This window comes from Leadbetterella byssophila DSM 17132, assembly GCF_000166395.1.
GTDB lineage: Bacteria > Bacteroidota > Bacteroidia > Cytophagales > Spirosomataceae > Leadbetterella > Leadbetterella byssophila.
In genome coordinates this window covers 3,067,010-3,082,835 of the sequence record NC_014655.1, presented here as the reverse complement: position 1 = coordinate 3,082,835, position 15,826 = coordinate 3,067,010, and the positions used below count along the sequence as shown (strand labels likewise).

The following is a 15,826-nucleotide window of genomic DNA, read 5'->3' as shown; positions in this document are numbered from 1 at the left end:
TAATTTACTTATAACCAAATAATTGATAATCAAGAGCATGATAAAAATCATATTTTAATAGAGGCCTCAGTATTCAATATTATACTGAAAAAGGAAAGTTGGATTCTTCAAAGAATCTAACCATTAGAAAAACGAAAGAGCCTCAGTCCAAAGTTCCTGAGGCTCTTAATTTTATTGAGCGTCTGAAGCTGCTCTACGCTTCAGGTCATCATTTCCTGTTGATCTCCTGGAAACCTTGACATTCTGATTTCCAAAATTCCAAGTATAAGTCAAGGATATCCTTCTTGATGTCCAACGGTTGCCTAAATCTACATTCATATTGGCATAGTTAATCTTTCCACCAAAGAACGATGTCAGGAACAAGTCTGAGAAACTTAACTTCAACTTAGAATTCTTTTGCGGGAATGATTTCTGAATTCCACCATTAACCGCATATTGTGGCTTATCTACCTCAATAATGCCGTATAAAGCAGGGGAGTTAAACCACATACTTAACTCGGCCGACCAATTCTTAGGCAACAAGAAACTGTGATTAGTATTGAAGTTATAAGCTACCTTACCCTTATTTAAAGAAGCACCTGCCACATCTGCATCCTTGTAGTGCTGATAGAACACATTCAAACTGTTTTGAGAATTCCACCATTTGGTAATAGCATAAGGAGCAGAGAAGTTAACTGAGTAGTTCTGAGTTCCTTTTAAGTTACTATTCGTTTGATATGTAGTTTTTGTAGCATCATCTTGCTCCAACACTTGGAATATCAGACCTTTAGTATCAGAGAATGACAGACCTGCACTATACTGATCTTTAAAGGTATAGGTAAATTCATAGGAATCCGTAAACTGAGGTTTTAAGAAAGGATTTCCAACTATGTATGTGTACGGATCCAAGATGAACATAAATGGATTCAACTGCTGATAGTTAGGTCTATCAATTCTTCTACTGTAAGAATATTTCAAAGAATTATTGTCATTTAATTTTTGCTGCACAAAAAGAGTAGGAAAAAGATTCAAATAATCTCTCTTATTTCTTTCTTTAGTGGTGAAAGATTCCCCGTCTGAGATGGTATGTTCTAACCTTAAACCGCCTTGAAAATACCAGTTCTTCCATTTATATGAAGCATTTACATACCCCGCATTGATATACTCTTTGTACACAAAGTGATTTGTCCTATTTAAATCGGTTTCCCAATTACCCAAAACCCAGTTTTGATATTTGAAATTATTATCTGTATCTACAAAACTCGACTTAAGCCCCCATTCGTATTTTAGATTTTCATTCGCAGGATACACGAAGTCTAATTTGGCAGAATACAAATCGATATCTGTAGGTTGAACCATATATTGACGTGTCACAGAGTCTGCCTTAGAATAAACACTATAATATTCATTCTTTAATTCTTGTTTTGAATCAGCCCTAAATCCACTATAATCTAAGTCGAAACTAATTTCTCCACCCGCCTTTCTCATTTTATGGCGAAGGTTAAAGTTACCGGAAAAGTTGGCGTTAAACATATCACGCTCAGAGGTAGGCAACAAGTAGCTGTTAAACGCTTCTCCCCCACGTATCTCTCTCATCTTTGTTAAACCATCTCCTACCATGAATCCGTCCCATCCATTAAAATCACCTTGGACACCTAGTGTAGTCCTATCACTTAATAGATAGTCAGCCCCTCCTCTGATGGAGTAGAATTTACCTCCACCAACACGCTCTGCATGTTGATCAAATTCAGTAGTTACCCCTGCATAGGTGGTAGTTCTCTTGATGTCATTGTCACTATAGAATCTGGATCTGCCAATATTCCCGTTGCCAAACAAATTCCACTTCTTATTTCTATGGTTTAGGTTAAGATTTAGGTTACCCCTGAACAGATCTGGGTCTGAATCCGGCAACCATCCGGATGCGGCACTAGCACTTACAGAGCCATTGGTTCCAAAATTCTTGTTCTTTTTCAGTTTGATATTAATAACACCCGAGTTACCAGCGGCCTCATATTTTGAAGAAGGTTGAGTTATTATTTCTATTGACTCTATTTGGTCAGAAGTCAAATTATTCAAGTATTGAGCAAGAGCCTCTTCTGACATATAGGTAATCTTACCATCAATCATCACTACCACACCTGTCTTATTTTTGATCTTGATTTGATCATTTTGTCTATCCACAGTTACACCCGGAGCTTTTTCTAGTATTTCAAGAGCAGTACTTCCGCTGCTGACAATGCTATTTTCCACATTCAGCACCATCTTATCGATATGTTGCTCAACGAAAGGCTTTTTGCCTCTGACCTGAACTGCCTCTAACATTTTGGCATTTTCAGCTAACACAATTTTACCTAACTCGAAACTTTGATTTTTGATTTCAAAGACCTCACTTTGCCATTCCATGAAACCCACGGAAGTGACCTTTACATAATAGGAGTCATTATCTACCTGATCAAACACAAAACCTCCGTCTTCATCAGAAGTTACGGCCTTGTAGAATGATGTACCATTTGATTTAAATAGCAAAACATTAACGAACGGGAGAGTTTCCCCCTTTTCATCGTAAATTTTACCGGATACTGTACGTACATTTTGTGCCACAGCACTTAGGCACACTAAGAGTGTTAAAAGAATAGTTTTCATTATAAGTAATAGCTTTTTCAATTCAAATTTGGGAATAAAAAAGCTACACTTAAACCGGATCTACACGAGCGGTAAACTCAAATGATGACAGCTAAAATTTTAGGATGACCTCCTGTAGAAGCCAAAAGGTATCTTTAACATAGCACCAATATGCTGATTCTCCTCAGGATCCATACACGTGTCCACACCATACACCAATTCTTCTCTTTTCAAATAAGAAAAGGTCCCAAATAACCTGTCCCATATGGAAAATATATTCCCGTAATTGGAATCAGTGTAGGGCAACACATAGTGGTGATGGGTATGGTGCATGTCTGGAGTTACGATGATGTAACTTAAAACCTTGTCCAGCTTTTCAGGGAGACGGATATTAGCATGATTAAACTGAGAAAGAACTACGGAAAGAGACTGGTAAAGGAACACTAGCCACATAGGTGCACCTGTGAGCACTACTGCCACAACGGTAAATACTAGTCGAAAAACACTCTCCCCCGGATGATGCCTGTTAGCAGTGGTAGTATCCACATGCAAATCACTATGATGAATCAAATGAAACATCCACATCCATTTTACTTGATGTTCTAACCAATGTACGAAATAGGCTCCAATTAAATCCAGCAGTAACAATCCTACTAATCCATATACCCACAATGGCATTTCAGGCAACCAATTGATGATTCCAAATTGATTTTGAACTGCCCAGTCGCTCGCCTTCAGTAAGACGAAGGCCAGAGAAAAGTTGACTATTATCGTAGTCAAAGTAAAAAACAGATTGAACCCGGCATGTTTAACCTTGTGATATCTATGTTGGAATAGAGGAATGATATATTCCAACATCCAAAAAAAACCTATGCCTCCTACCAAAATAATGGATCTATGTAGGCTGGGTATGGCTGCAAAGTAGTCTCTAATGTTCTCTATCATAACCTCCAAAAATAATATTTTTACTAAGCAAAACACAATTTTCTTCCATAATTATTAAGTAATTTTACCGAACATTTACATATTAAATTAACATGCGTAAGCGCCCATTTTCAATTTTATTACTACTGCCCTTATTATTTGGGCTAATCAGCTGTGCAAAAGCACAGACCATCACTACAGGAGCAGAACAAATGGACAAATACCTCTCTCTACTTGAAGGTAAACGAGTAGGTATTTTAGCAAACCCGACCTCCATCGTAGGGGACAGGCATTTAGTAGACACCCTTATTCAGAGAGGCATACAGATTAAAAAAGCATTTGGGCCGGAACACGGGTTCAGAGGTAATGCTAGTGCGGGAATCAAAGTGGGCGACGAAATCGATGAAGCAACCGGAATTAAGATCATTTCTCTATACGGCAAAAAAAGAAAACCTTCAGAAGAAGACTTGAAGGATTTGGATATTATGATCTTTGATATTCAGGACGTGGGATGTAGATTTTACACCTACATTAATGTATTAAGAGATGTAATGGAAGCTTGTGCGGAGCACAAAAAACCTATGCTCATCTTAGACCGACCAAATCCTAATGGATATATCATAGATGGTCCTATCTTAGATATGAGATTAAAGTCAGGTATAGGACAATTCCCTATCCCTATGACTCATGGAATGACTATAGGAGAATTTGCTCAAATGATCAACGGTGAAGGATGGCTACCGGGAGGAATGAAAACGGACATTACCATAATTCCTGTACAAAACTACCATCATGACATGCATTATGAGCTTCCCGTTAAGCCTTCTCCTAACTTAAATACTCCTCAAAGTATCTTATTATATCCAACATTATGTCTTTTCGAAGGCACCATTATTAGCCAAGGCAGAGGGACCTTAACTCCATTCACCATCTTAGGAGCGCCTTTGTTAAAAGGAAAGTACGACTTCCAATTCACCCCTAAAAGCATCAAAGGAATGGCGGAAACTCCTCTTCATCAGGATCAAGCTTGTTACGGATTAGATCTTAGAGAGTTTGATACAGCCCATTTCCGTAAAACGGGAAGAATTCAGATTGAATGGATGATAGAACTTTATAAGGCATATCCGGCAAAAGATAAGTTCTTTGACAGGTCCCAAAGCAAGCAAATGGGAAATATTGATTACCTAGCAGGTGTTTACGAATTCAGAAAACAAATTGAATCCGGAGCTACGGCGGAAGAAATTAGAGCTTCTTGGGAGCCTGGCCTATCTCAGTATAAGGAAATGAGAAAGAAGTATCTGCTTTATCCTTAATGAACTCCGGCATAAAAAATTCCGTTATTATATAGCAGAAAATTAAATTTAATCATGGTCACAGTATCAGATATAGCTAAGGAAAAGATCTTTGAACTGAGAGAAAAAGAGGGAAAAAATGACAACCATGGCATCCGTGTCGCCGTAGAAGGTGGAGGATGTTCCGGATTGATGTATAACTTGGCCTTTGATGCTGAACAACAGCCTACAGACCATATTTTTGAAGACAAAGGCATCAAGATCTTCGTAGATAAGAAGAGCCTTCTTTATTTAATGGGCACAGAACTAGACTTTAGTGATGGCCTAAATGGAAAAGGATTTCATTTTAAGAACCCCAACGCCACTCGAACTTGTGGCTGCGGAGAAAGCTTTTCAGTATAACCGGGGTAACCCGGTTTTTTTATTTCCTTAAGATCACAAACTCCACCCTACGGTTTTTAGCCTGACCTTCTGTAGTTTCATTTGAGGCCACAGGTCTACTTTCTCCAAATCCCGTACTGGTAATTCTATCCGTTGCAATACCTTTCTCTACAAAATACGCCTTAACTGCATCTGCTCTCTGCTGGGATAATCGCATGTTTGCATTATCAGAACCTACATTATCCGTATGTCCTTGAACTTCTATGGCCATGTTAGGATTTTTGACAAGCAATGCTATCAGTCGGTCTAATTCCAGGAATGATTCTTTTTCTAAAGTTGCCTTCGCAAACTCAAAGAATACATTATTAAGAGTTATAGCTGTCCCTGCCTTGATAGGAGCTGTTTCTAAATCTTGCCCCGTGATCTCTTTATATTGTCCGGGAATGGTCAAGTCTATACTTTTTGAAACCCCAAGTAGATTATCTGATTCAGGTCGAATGGAGTATCTCTTTCCATAGGGTAATACAATCTTATATTCACCGGTTATAGGATCAGAAGTAGCCACACCTAATTCTTCTCCATCCTCCATATCTTCATAGATGATTCTAACTTCAATAGGCTTTCCAGTAGTCAGATCAGTAACCTTCCCACTAATTATAGCTACTTTTGTAGGGACGATAGGCTGTTCTTCTTCTTTCCTCTCTTCAGCTAAGGTAGTTGCTTGTAGCACCCCTTCGTTTGGTGTAGATTCTTGCGTCAAATCCTCCACTCGTATACGAAATAGATCATATTTCCCCATGGAGTTATTTTTTGAAGCAAAGTAGGCATATTCCCCGGAAGACTCCATGGTATAATACATTTCATCTTCCTTACTATTGATATGTGGCCCCAGGTTCACAGGTTTAGTCCAGGAGAACCATCCCTTTCCTCTTCTCCTACTCATCCAAATATCATATCCTCCTTCGCCTCCTTTTCTATTGGAAGCAAAATATAAGGTGGAGTTATCTGCACTGAGATAGGGTGAACATTCCACATCTCCGGTATTGATATCTTTGCCCAGGCTTTTTAATTCAGACCAGTTGCCTTGTTTATCCATAAGGGTCACATACAGATCATCATCCCCTCCTCCCTTCTTTTCACTAAAAGACAAGATAATCACTTTACCATTATTACTCATAGTAGCCGTGAGTATCGGTCCTTTCACCTTCTTGCTTAAGCCGGGAATTTTAAGGGCTTCAGGATTCTGCCATACAGAACCTTTCTTCTTGATGATAGAAAGCCCCACTTTATCCATATTTATTACCCCCTTCTCGTATTCTCCTCTAATAATAGCTGTATTTCCATCTGGAGAGATATAAAATAGATCGTTATACCTATCTCTATTTAACTGACGGGGCATGCGCTTAGCACTCACCCACTTTCCATCTTTACCTTTTTCTGTATACCAAATATCGTTCGAATGTTCTTTCCCTTTGGTATTAGAAGGATGCCCTGCCCTGACAAAAAAAAGAGTCTTACCATCTGCACTTATCAGAGGGTGTAGTTCATTGTATTCTGAATTCACGGCTGTTCCCAAAGGCTCTGCCTTCTGAGCTAAGAGGGAAAACGGAAGCAAAAAGAATACAAGATATCTCTTCATCACATATGGTTTATTACATGAAAACGGACAGAGGGTTCAAAAATTTTAACAAGCTTTCACCGTCTCAATAAAGCATTTAACCTTTTCCGGGTCTGTGTCAGGATACACTCCATGCCCCAGGTTAGCAATATATCTTTCTTTGCCAAAGGCTTGAACCATGGTTTTCGTTTGCTTTTCTACCTCCGAGAAAGGGCTATAAAGCACACATGGATCTAGGTTTCCTTGCAAAGTCTTATTTGGAATAAGCTCCCTGGACTCCCGGATGTCCATGTTCCAATCTAATCCTACAACATCACAAGATAATTCGCCCAAGTCTTTCCTAGCAAAAAATGCACCTTTTGAGAATAAAGTAACCGGAACTTCGGGAAATGCATCTGAAATTCTCTTCAAGTAAGGAATAGAAAAGGCCGAATACTGGGCAGGCGATAAAACTCCGGCCCAGGAGTCAAAGATTTGAAGTAAATCCGCACCGTGCTTCACCTTTCCTTTTAAATAGGAAATAGTAGCTTCGGTAATCTTATTTAATAAGGTATGGGCAAATTCTGGATCACTGTAAAGTACCTTTTTTGCTTTGGAAAAAGTCTTAGAACCTTGGCCTTCAATCATGTAGCAAAATATGGTAAAAGGAGCACCTGCAAATCCAATCAAAGGTACTCTTCCTCCAAGCTCTCTTTTTACAATATCCATGGATTCATAGACATAAGATAGTCTGTCTTCCATTTCTGTGGTGACCAATAAATCAATATCCTCTTTCGTCTTCACAGTTTTTGGAAAATAGGGTCCTTTAGCTTCCACCATTTCATACGGAAGTCCCATGGCCTCAGGAACTACTAAAATATCAGAGAAGATAATGGCTGCATCCACTCCTAAAATATCCACGGGCTGCAATGTTACTTCTGCAGCAAGTTCAGGAGTAGTAGCTAGAGCTATGAAACTTCCGGCTTTCGCCCTTACTTCTCTATACTCTTTTAGGATTCTACCAGCTTGACGCATCATCCAAACCGGCACTCTTTCTGTTTTTTCTCCTCTGGCTGCCCTAAGCAGCAAATCATTTTGTAGTTCCATTTTGCAAAATTACAAAAACTTTCCCAAGCCCGAAGGGGGAAATACCGCAGTAGAAATTTTACATTTTTAAGAATTTCTTTAACTATTTCATTAAGTGAATAAAATTTTTAGTCTATAATTTTGGTAGACTAAACTAAATAGTGACATTTGAATTGTAAATGAACGGGATAGTTCCTCGTCATTAAACCTTTAATTAGAAAATAAGGCGGCCGAAAGGCCTATAACATTATTGCAATTTTATTCGATGGACTAAAACTTTAATTGGTGGAAAGACGTCACGGCTGAGATTCGTGGCGTTTTTTTTATAATTTTAGTAAAATTTTAGAGTAATGGAAAAGATATATTTGAGTGATTCAGGACCGAAAGTATCCAAGGCATTGTACTCCCTGTGGCGTTGGGAGGAAATGGTAGATTTCCATGAAGAAGAGGCAGAAAAGGTCTTCAAATTATGTCTTGACCTAGGAATTACCACGTTTGAGTTCTCTGCGGCCGGCAAGAACGAGAGAATACATAAAGTATTTTTTGATACCCTGGCAAAGAACGATTTTGACCGAAAAGACCTAGTAACTTTAGCTAGATTAGGTAAAGAAATCAGTCCAGAAGGCTATGAAATCATTGATCAGTCGCGAACTGCGCTTATTCGTCAATTAGATACTTTTTTGCAAAAATCTGGAAAGCAATACCTGGACATCTTGCTATTAGATGGGCTTGATTATATAACAGACATTGAAGAAATAGCCGGCACTCTGGATTATCTGGTACACAGTGGAGTGGTGAAACATATAGGTGTTGCAAATTTCTCCTCTTCACAATACAGACTATTAAAATCTGTATTGGATTTACCTATAGTAACAAACCATCTGAAATTCAACATCCTCAACCCTGAAGCTATTTTTGATGGCAGATTAGATGAAATCAAAGAGTCCTTCGGAAAACCATTGGTTTGGGCCCCATTAGCGGGAGGAGATATATTAGAAGGCACCACATTAGATAGTGTAGTACTACGTGACGCTTTAACAGAGATAGCAAACGAACATCAATCAAACGTAGAACAAATTGCAGTGGCATGGTTATTGAATCTGGGCATGCTACCTATCATAGGATCTCCTAACCCTGCGCGAATCCAAAATGTAGCTGCAGCCACTAACATTTCACTGACCCATGCACAATGGTACAAACTTTTTAGTTTAGTAAGTAAGCAAAGAAAATGATATCAAAACTTCCACAGATTGGCCATAGCATCTTCACCAAAATGACGGCTATGGCCAATGAAGTTCAAGCCATCAATCTATCTCAAGGCTTCCCTAGCTTTTATCCGGATGAAAAGTTAGTTGCCTACCTTCAAAAACATATTCAAAACGGCAAACATCAGTATGCTCCTACCTCCGGAATACCGGAATTACGCTCCGCTCTATCCCATAGATACGGCTACCATCCCGAAAAAGAAATAACGGTCACAACAGGAGCATCAGAAGCCTTGTTTTGTGCCATAACAGCAAGTGTAAACCCGGGAGATGAAGTCATTGTCTTCGAACCTTGCTATGACCTATATGTGCCTGCCATTCTATTACAAGGAGGGATTCCAAAATTTATCAAGATGAATTTCCCGGAGTACAAGATCGACTGGGATTTTGTAGAAAAAAGCATCACCGGAAAAACTAAAGTTATATTAATCAATACCCCGCATAACCCTACCGGTAAGGTTTTACAAGAAGAAGACCTAAAGGCATTGATTCACATTGCAGAAAAGCATCCTGAAATCATCTTCATTTCAGATGAGGTGTATGAATACATCACATTTGACGAGCATAAACACCTATCTCTGGCAAAATACCCTCAACTAAGAGAAAGAACTTTTGTCTGCAGCTCATTCGCTAAAACCTACCACATTACAGGCTGGAAAACAGGATATTGCTTAGCTCCACCCCGTCTTACGGAAGAATTAAGAAAGATCCATCAATACATCACCTTTTGCAACTTCACAGCTGCACAATATGCTCTTGCCGACTACATCTCAGAATCGGATAGCCACTTGACGCTAAGCAAATTTTATGAAGCCAAACGAGAAGTATTCCTAAATAAAATAGACCAAAATCTATTTGGCATCTTACCTTCACAAGGAACATTTTTTCAGAATCTGGTTTTCAAAACGCCTACTTCCCTTTGTGACACAGAAATCAGCGAGATATTAACCAGAAAAGCTAAAATTGCCTCTATTCCCATCTCTGTCTTTTATCAAGATGGAACAGACCATAAAGTACTCCGATTCTGCCTAGCCAAAGAAGACGAGATTCTAACTGAAGCCGTGCAAAGATTAAATCAAGCTCACCTCTTTCTTTAAAACGGTGTTACTTTTGTAAAAAAATTAAGCATATGAACAATCCGGTTTTAATTCTAGGGGCTGGGAAAGTGGGCAAGCTTGCCCTGGATATATTTTCAGGAAATGATGTTTTAGTATATGGTTTTCTGGATGATGACACTAAACTTTATAATACAGAAATATCCGAAGTATTGGTATTAGGTGAGCTTCAAGACGATAAATTCCTCAATATCATTGGAAACAAAACGGAAGCCTTTGTGGCCATTGAGCATAAAACAGCAAAGGAAAAAATGGTAAAACTACTAGTAGACAAGCGCAAAAGCATGCCGGTTAATGCCATTCATAATAAAGCTGTAGTTGCTGAAGATGCCATAGTTGGGAATGGAATCCTTATAGCCGCAGGCGCCATAGTTAACCCTTGGGCAAAGATTGGAAATCATTCGGTCCTATTATCGGGAGCGATAGTTGACTCCGGAGCACAAATAGGTGAATTTGTAGAAATCGGCGCAGGCGCAGTAATTAACTCGGAAGCTGAAATAGGTGATGGGGCCTTTATTGGATCAGGCGCTATTATTGTTTCCGGAGTAAAAATAGGTAAGAACGCGAGAATCGGTGCCGGTTCTGTTGTAATTGAAGACATAAAAGAGGGCAAGACCGTTTTTGGAAATCCTGCCCTCCCTATTGATAAATAATATTAATCTTTTACGATGACGGGTTTAATGGATCCGTCATCGTTAAATTCCATTCTATCAATCGCTATTTCACGGTGAAATCCTGCGGCATCACCCATTGTAATTCCTATAGGCTTACTGAATCTGTGGTAAACTACATACCACTCGTCCTTATTCGGAATCTGCAACACGGAATTATGTCCTGTTCCATATATCCCCAAAGAAGGGTCTTTCTGTAGTATTAAATTGTCTTTTGGAATATTCAAAGGACCAGTCGGAGAAGTAGAAGTAGCATACCTTACTCTATAGTTTTCACTCCTGGTATCATCTTCTGACCATAAGAAATAATACAGCCCATTTCTATAAAATACATAAACACCTTCTCGGAATGTATTGTCCGGAGTCATAAGTTTTATGGTGTTCTTCTTAATGGAAATCATATCTTCATTAAGTTCAGCCACTGCTAAGTAACCATTGCCCCAGTACAAATAAGATTTACCGGTTTTCGGATCCATAAAAACATCAGGATCTATCTCCTGCCCACCTTTAACCCCTTCAGGTCTGAAGTCGATCAATGGCTTGCCGGAATCAACAAATGGACCAGTAGGTTCATCTGAGACTGCTACCCCAATTTTCTGAGCTGCTGTGAAATAATAATAATACTTGTATTTCCCTTTTACTTTCTTCTCAATAATGCAGGGAGCCCATGCATTTCTATCCGCCCAGGAAACGTCCTTTTTCAAATCTAAGATCACACCTTCATCTTTCCAATTCTTCAGATCTGTGGAAGAGAAGGTTTTGAAGTAGTATCCTGACCAACCGTCAAATCCATCACTGGTAGGATATATATAATACTTCTTGTTTTTTTCTGAGTACAGAACATCGGGATCAGCGTAGAATCCTTCAAGCACCGGATTTACTCTTTCACTTAATTTAATTCCTTCCGGCAATCCCCACTTCTGAGTTAGAGCTTTCAATTCTCTCGTGGTAACAGGAATGATAGACCCATGTCGCGGATGAAAGTCCATAGAAATCTCTTCATCAATTACCTTAAATTTATCCAGGTCTTTGCTTTGGGTAAATTGATACTTCCCTTTCATGTACACATCATACATCAGAATGTAAGTATCCGAATTGATCAATCGAAATGTACTGGATCCTTCAACAGCTTCTCTGGTTTGCTGTTTATAGCCCGGTTGCTCAATCCACTTTCCGGAAGAAAGATCATCAGTAATTGCTAATTTTATACCGTTTCCATGGCCTTCTGTCTTATAGAACATATAGAATAGCCCATTCTTATACACGATATCCCCATCAATACAGGATTTCCCATTTTTAGGATGAAATAAAACCTTTGGTTCCCCTTCCAGATCAGTGAATTCAGGATTCGCATAAGCATAATATATGATATCCGGACCATCTCCATGTTTCATGGACCAATAAACCATGTATTTCTTTGCCAATGGATCATAAATTGTTTGAGGAGCCCAAACTCTTTTCAAATCCTCCTGACCGGCGTATTTCTTCTGAATATTGATGACTGATGATGTCCAATCCAAAAGATTACTAGATTTCAATAAAACCATAGCGCGGTTTGAATCCCAACCCTTCGAAGAAGTCATATCTGTAACCACCATATAAAAGGTCTTCCCATCTTCAGCCCTTAGTATATGAGGATCCCTGACCCCTCCGGTGGAACTAATTATTTTAGAATCCAATATAGGCTTATTTCCGTTCAAGGCCTTATAATTATACCCATCTGTACTGATGGCAAAATGTATGGCCTCCTCTTCAACCTTATTGCCGGTAAAGTAAGCGAACAAATAACCCGTAAAATCTTTCTCTGCCGGTCCATAAACATATTCCTGTGCCGAAATAGGCAGACTTATAAGGGCGACTAACCCCAACAAAAGCAATCTTTTCATTTATTTTTTAAATTTTAGAATGGTCAATGAATAAGGTGCAAGCTTTGAAGGCACCTCTGAAATACTCGATACAGGTTTTACTGTTTTATCGTCCAAATCCCCGCTCAAAACAGTTTTCTCTACTTCGGCGTGTTTGATCCAAGTCAAATCAACATCTGCTTCAATAGGGTGTAAATTCACAACTTTCAGGATAAAATTATCTTGATCTGCAACTAATGAGGCGGCAAGCTTTCTGACATCAAATGCCCCACTAATGGCTAAAGGATAATATTTTGTACCGGAATTTTGGCCGAACAACTTCTGAACCTCATACCCTACAGTAGGCTTCACTTCTGTATTATTGAAATAAATCAGATCCGGATTCCACTGGGTATATCCATCTTTTGCCAGCAAAGGAGCATAAGAAGTCATATGCACTACATCAGCATTTCTCTCCACATTAATCAAATGCAATGCTTCACTTAATGCCGTTTCCAGATTGTTATGCCTACCCGGAATATGTGCAGCGTATTCACCCAGATAGACTTTAGCTCCCTTTCTATCATAAGAATCATAGAAATGTTGGTTATTCAAATACCAGCCCGGAGTCTGGTAATAATGTTCATCTACGATCTCTAATTTCATTTGATCAGCTAACTTCCATCCTTCTACATAATCCGTACCTTCATTAAATGGCCCCACTGTACCTATCAAAATAATATCAGGATACTTCGCTTTGACAGCATTATAAATCAGACGAAAACGCTCTTCAAATATATCTGTAATCAAATCTTCATTTCCTATACCTAGATATTTCAAGCCAAAGGGTTCCGGATGTCCGGCTTCAGCTCTTTTCTTGCCATAAGGTGTATTAATAGCACCATTGGCATATTCTATCAAGTTCAAAATGGACTGCACATATTCATCCATGTGTTCCATAGGTATTCCGCCTTGTTGGCCCCCTATATCGCACCCATGATGGGCTGAATTTTGGCAAGGTACCCCTGCAGCCACCACCGGAACAGGCTCCGCCCCTATATCTTCACAGAATTGGAAATATTCAAAATAGCCTAAACCCATGGTTTGGTGATAGCCCCAAAGGTTCCTTAGCGGTTTCCTCTCTTCCCATGGTCCTATAGTATTTTCCCATCTATAAATATTGTTGATCCCGTCTCCGTGAGCCACGCATCCCCCGGGAAATCTTACAAATTTTGGTTTCAGATCTGCTATAGCCTGAGCCAAATCCTCCCTCAACCCATGCCCCTTGAACGTCTTTTCAGGAAACAGCGAAATCATATCTAAATCCCATCTGCCTGCTTTTTGAGGGATTAACTCCAATCTTGCATTACTTGAATTCTCTATGGCGCTTAGAGTCAACTTCAAGGTTTTCCACTCCTTATTTGCATTTTCACTTACTCCTTCTGCTAGTACATCCCCTTGTTCATTCACTAATCTTACCTTCACCCTTCCAGCTGTGGAACTCCTCACTTTTGCGCTGAAGAGATAATTTTCTCCCTTTTTTAGAACTATCCCTCCAAATCCCTCATTAATTAGCCTTCCGCCTACTCTATTCACCTCAAGCTTAGCATAGGGAGCATTATTTTTATGGATAGGACGTACAGAGTCTATAGTAAACGTAAGTCCATCTGCATTCCAGGCTTTTTTTGCGTTCCAACTAGGATCCCTATCCTCTTTATCACTTGGGCGATATTCAAAATCTCTGTTTTGAATCAATTCTGCATATAATCCCCCATCTGCAGCATAATTTATATCCTCAAAAAAGACTCCTATTAACATATCGCTAATAGCCTTTCCCTTATTCCAATCGGGATGGATACTCACCTTCATTGGACCTTTAAAGCGGTCAGAAGCCACTCCTATGCGTTCCTCGTTTTGTACTCTTTTGGCCTCAGCTATTCTAAATGCGTCCACCAACTTTTCCCACTCCGCTCTTGAAATCTTATGAACCGTTCCCAACTCCTTCATTCCCATAACAGTCCTCTCTTGGCGTAGGTCTAAAATAGTCTCCACTTTTTTAGTTGCACCAAAATGTGGAGCAGATCCCTCTGAAAAATAGAGATTATGGTCGTTAGAAGTCCAATAAACCCCTTTTGATGCTAGTACAGGTTTGGATATAGCTTTCCCTGGTGATAATACAGGGTAAAACTGCCTACCCCAATAAACTAGATCCGCTGAAGAGGCAAAACCTATGGCACCATCCTCCTCATTTAATGACCAAACACAATGCCAGTTGCCGCCTTCACTTCTAAACAAATAAGGATGATACATCTTTTTTTGCGAACCCCACCTTCCATAGTCAGAGCGCAAGAAGCTATATTCCGGTCCTATGGGAATCCAGTTTTCCTGATCCTGACTCCAAGCATAATGTAGTCCATTATGATAGTCATTCTTTGCTGTTCCGTAAGCAAAGAGATAAAGTGAATCTATTTTAGCTACTGCGGAAAATGCCGATAGAATTAGAAGAAAAAAAGGTATTATTCTCATGTGCAATTGACATTATGTGTCAAACATACACATTATACCTAGAAATTCCAATAAAAAAAGCAGAACCAGGGTCCTGCTTTCAAGTTGTGTATGGTGTGCTATTTCCTTTTATAGGCATAATTAAATCCGTCATAAACATCTTCAGTCAGATTAAGCTCTTGGCCCTTTACTTCGTAGAAGGTTTCAACTCCATTATCAAAGGTCACAAACTTCACATCTTTCTGAAGTAGCATGGATTTTCCTGTAGACAAGGCATAAGTACCTTTCTTAACCAAAGAATCGTTTCTGAAACGCTCATAGGTTAGATTAGCGTGAATTTTAAGCAGTACCTCTTCACCATCCTGAGGTGTTTCATTTACTCCGGCAAAACCTCCGGTGGTTTTTACCCATTCCCAAGTACCGGTAAGGTCATCATGCTTTACGGGCTCTCCAGAATCACAGGCTGTACACGCTACGAACAAGATGAATAGTAACTTTTTCATTTTCTTGGCTGTTTAGTTAGCACTAAGACTAAGAAATGGAAA

General features: G+C 39.3%; 12 protein-coding genes. 5 read left to right on the top strand and 7 right to left on the bottom strand.

Annotated features, from left to right (window positions below; all coding sequences use genetic code 11):
- Positions 1–171: 171 nt before the first annotated feature.
- Together LBYS_RS13710 and LBYS_RS13705 are read right to left on the bottom strand one after the other, a co-directional pair.
- Positions 172–2,622, bottom strand: coding sequence for a TonB-dependent receptor (locus LBYS_RS13710; RefSeq protein WP_013409443.1), 2,451 nt, complete (start codon positions 2,620–2,622; stop codon positions 172–174).
- A 99-nt stretch (positions 2,623–2,721) separates the two neighbouring features.
- The gene (locus LBYS_RS13705) at positions 2,722–3,543 is read right to left on the bottom strand and encodes a sterol desaturase family protein (protein ID WP_041824742.1); all 822 of its coding nucleotides are present in this window, start codon (positions 3,541–3,543) and stop codon (positions 2,722–2,724) included.
- A gap of 95 nt (positions 3,544–3,638) precedes the next feature.
- Between LBYS_RS13705 and LBYS_RS13700 the strand changes: the two genes are divergently transcribed.
- Together LBYS_RS13700 and LBYS_RS13695 are read left to right on the top strand one after the other, a co-directional pair.
- On the top strand, positions 3,639–4,838 hold the full coding sequence (locus tag LBYS_RS13700) for an exo-beta-N-acetylmuramidase NamZ family protein (RefSeq protein ID WP_013409441.1): 1,200 nt from the start codon (positions 3,639–3,641) through the stop codon (positions 4,836–4,838).
- 54 nt (positions 4,839–4,892) lie between these two features.
- On the top strand, positions 4,893–5,219 hold the full coding sequence (locus LBYS_RS13695; RefSeq protein ID WP_013409440.1) for a HesB/IscA family protein: 327 nt from the start codon (positions 4,893–4,895) through the stop codon (positions 5,217–5,219).
- 19 nt (positions 5,220–5,238) lie between these two features.
- Here LBYS_RS13695 and LBYS_RS13690 read toward each other — a convergent pair whose 3' ends face one another.
- The gene (locus LBYS_RS13690) at positions 5,239–6,837 is read right to left on the bottom strand and encodes an OmpA family protein (RefSeq protein ID WP_013409439.1); all 1,599 of its coding nucleotides are present in this window, start codon (positions 6,835–6,837) and stop codon (positions 5,239–5,241) included.
- Between the two features lie 45 nt (positions 6,838–6,882).
- Positions 6,883–7,902: a uroporphyrinogen decarboxylase gene (gene hemE / locus LBYS_RS13685; protein WP_013409438.1), complete on the bottom strand. Its 1,020-nt coding sequence runs from the start codon at positions 7,900–7,902 to the stop codon at positions 6,883–6,885.
- Between the two features lie 329 nt (positions 7,903–8,231).
- On the opposite strand from hemE, the gene LBYS_RS13680 reads away from it, so the two are divergent.
- Genes LBYS_RS13680 through LBYS_RS13670 form a run of 3 tightly spaced genes read left to right on the top strand, consistent with a single transcriptional unit; the run spans position 8,232 to position 10,914 of the window.
- The gene (locus tag LBYS_RS13680; RefSeq protein ID WP_013409437.1) at positions 8,232–9,113 is read left to right on the top strand and encodes an aldo/keto reductase; all 882 of its coding nucleotides are present in this window, start codon (positions 8,232–8,234) and stop codon (positions 9,111–9,113) included.
- Positions 9,110–10,243 (top strand): methionine aminotransferase, encoded by a 1,134-nt coding sequence (locus LBYS_RS13675; protein ID WP_013409436.1) that lies wholly within the window; start codon positions 9,110–9,112, stop codon positions 10,241–10,243. Before LBYS_RS13680 ends, LBYS_RS13675 begins: the two co-directional genes overlap by 4 nt.
- 32 nt (positions 10,244–10,275) lie before the next feature.
- Complete coding sequence (locus LBYS_RS13670; protein ID WP_013409435.1) at positions 10,276–10,914, top strand: NeuD/PglB/VioB family sugar acetyltransferase; 639 nt, start codon at positions 10,276–10,278, stop codon at positions 10,912–10,914.
- 2 nt (positions 10,915–10,916) lie between these two features.
- Here the strand turns inward: LBYS_RS13670 and LBYS_RS13665 are convergent, their stop codons facing one another.
- From LBYS_RS13665 to LBYS_RS13655, 3 genes are all read right to left on the bottom strand, one after another.
- Positions 10,917–12,818: a glycoside hydrolase family 43 protein gene (locus LBYS_RS13665; protein ID WP_013409434.1), complete on the bottom strand. Its 1,902-nt coding sequence runs from the start codon at positions 12,816–12,818 to the stop codon at positions 10,917–10,919.
- Complete coding sequence (locus LBYS_RS13660) at positions 12,819–15,302, bottom strand: alpha-L-arabinofuranosidase family protein (protein ID WP_013409433.1); 2,484 nt, start codon at positions 15,300–15,302, stop codon at positions 12,819–12,821.
- 98 nt (positions 15,303–15,400) lie between these two features.
- Positions 15,401–15,784 (bottom strand): hypothetical protein, encoded by a 384-nt coding sequence (locus LBYS_RS13655; RefSeq protein ID WP_013409432.1) that lies wholly within the window; start codon positions 15,782–15,784, stop codon positions 15,401–15,403.
- Positions 15,785–15,826 lie beyond the last annotated feature (42 nt).

Coding starts and splice junctions, on each gene's coding strand:
- LBYS_RS13710 (WP_013409443.1), bottom strand. CDS start 2,622: ATGAAAACTATTCTTTTAACACTCTTAGTGTGCCTAAGTGCTGTGGCA.
- LBYS_RS13655 (WP_013409432.1), bottom strand. CDS start 15,784: ATGAAAAAGTTACTATTCATCTTGTTCGTAGCGTGTACAGCCTGTGAT.
- LBYS_RS13665 (WP_013409434.1), bottom strand. CDS start 12,818: ATGAAAAGATTGCTTTTGTTGGGGTTAGTCGCCCTTATAAGTCTGCCT.
- LBYS_RS13680 (WP_013409437.1), top strand. CDS start 8,232: ATGGAAAAGATATATTTGAGTGATTCAGGACCGAAAGTATCCAAGGCA.
- LBYS_RS13690 (WP_013409439.1), bottom strand. CDS start 6,837: ATGAAGAGATATCTTGTATTCTTTTTGCTTCCGTTTTCCCTCTTAGCT.
- LBYS_RS13695 (WP_013409440.1), top strand. CDS start 4,893: ATGGTCACAGTATCAGATATAGCTAAGGAAAAGATCTTTGAACTGAGA.
- LBYS_RS13660 (WP_013409433.1), bottom strand. CDS start 15,302: ATGAGAATAATACCTTTTTTTCTTCTAATTCTATCGGCATTTTCCGCA.
- hemE (WP_013409438.1), bottom strand. CDS start 7,902: ATGGAACTACAAAATGATTTGCTGCTTAGGGCAGCCAGAGGAGAAAAA.
- LBYS_RS13670 (WP_013409435.1), top strand. CDS start 10,276: ATGAACAATCCGGTTTTAATTCTAGGGGCTGGGAAAGTGGGCAAGCTT.
- LBYS_RS13675 (WP_013409436.1), top strand. CDS start 9,110: ATGATATCAAAACTTCCACAGATTGGCCATAGCATCTTCACCAAAATG.
- LBYS_RS13700 (WP_013409441.1), top strand. CDS start 3,639: ATGCGTAAGCGCCCATTTTCAATTTTATTACTACTGCCCTTATTATTT.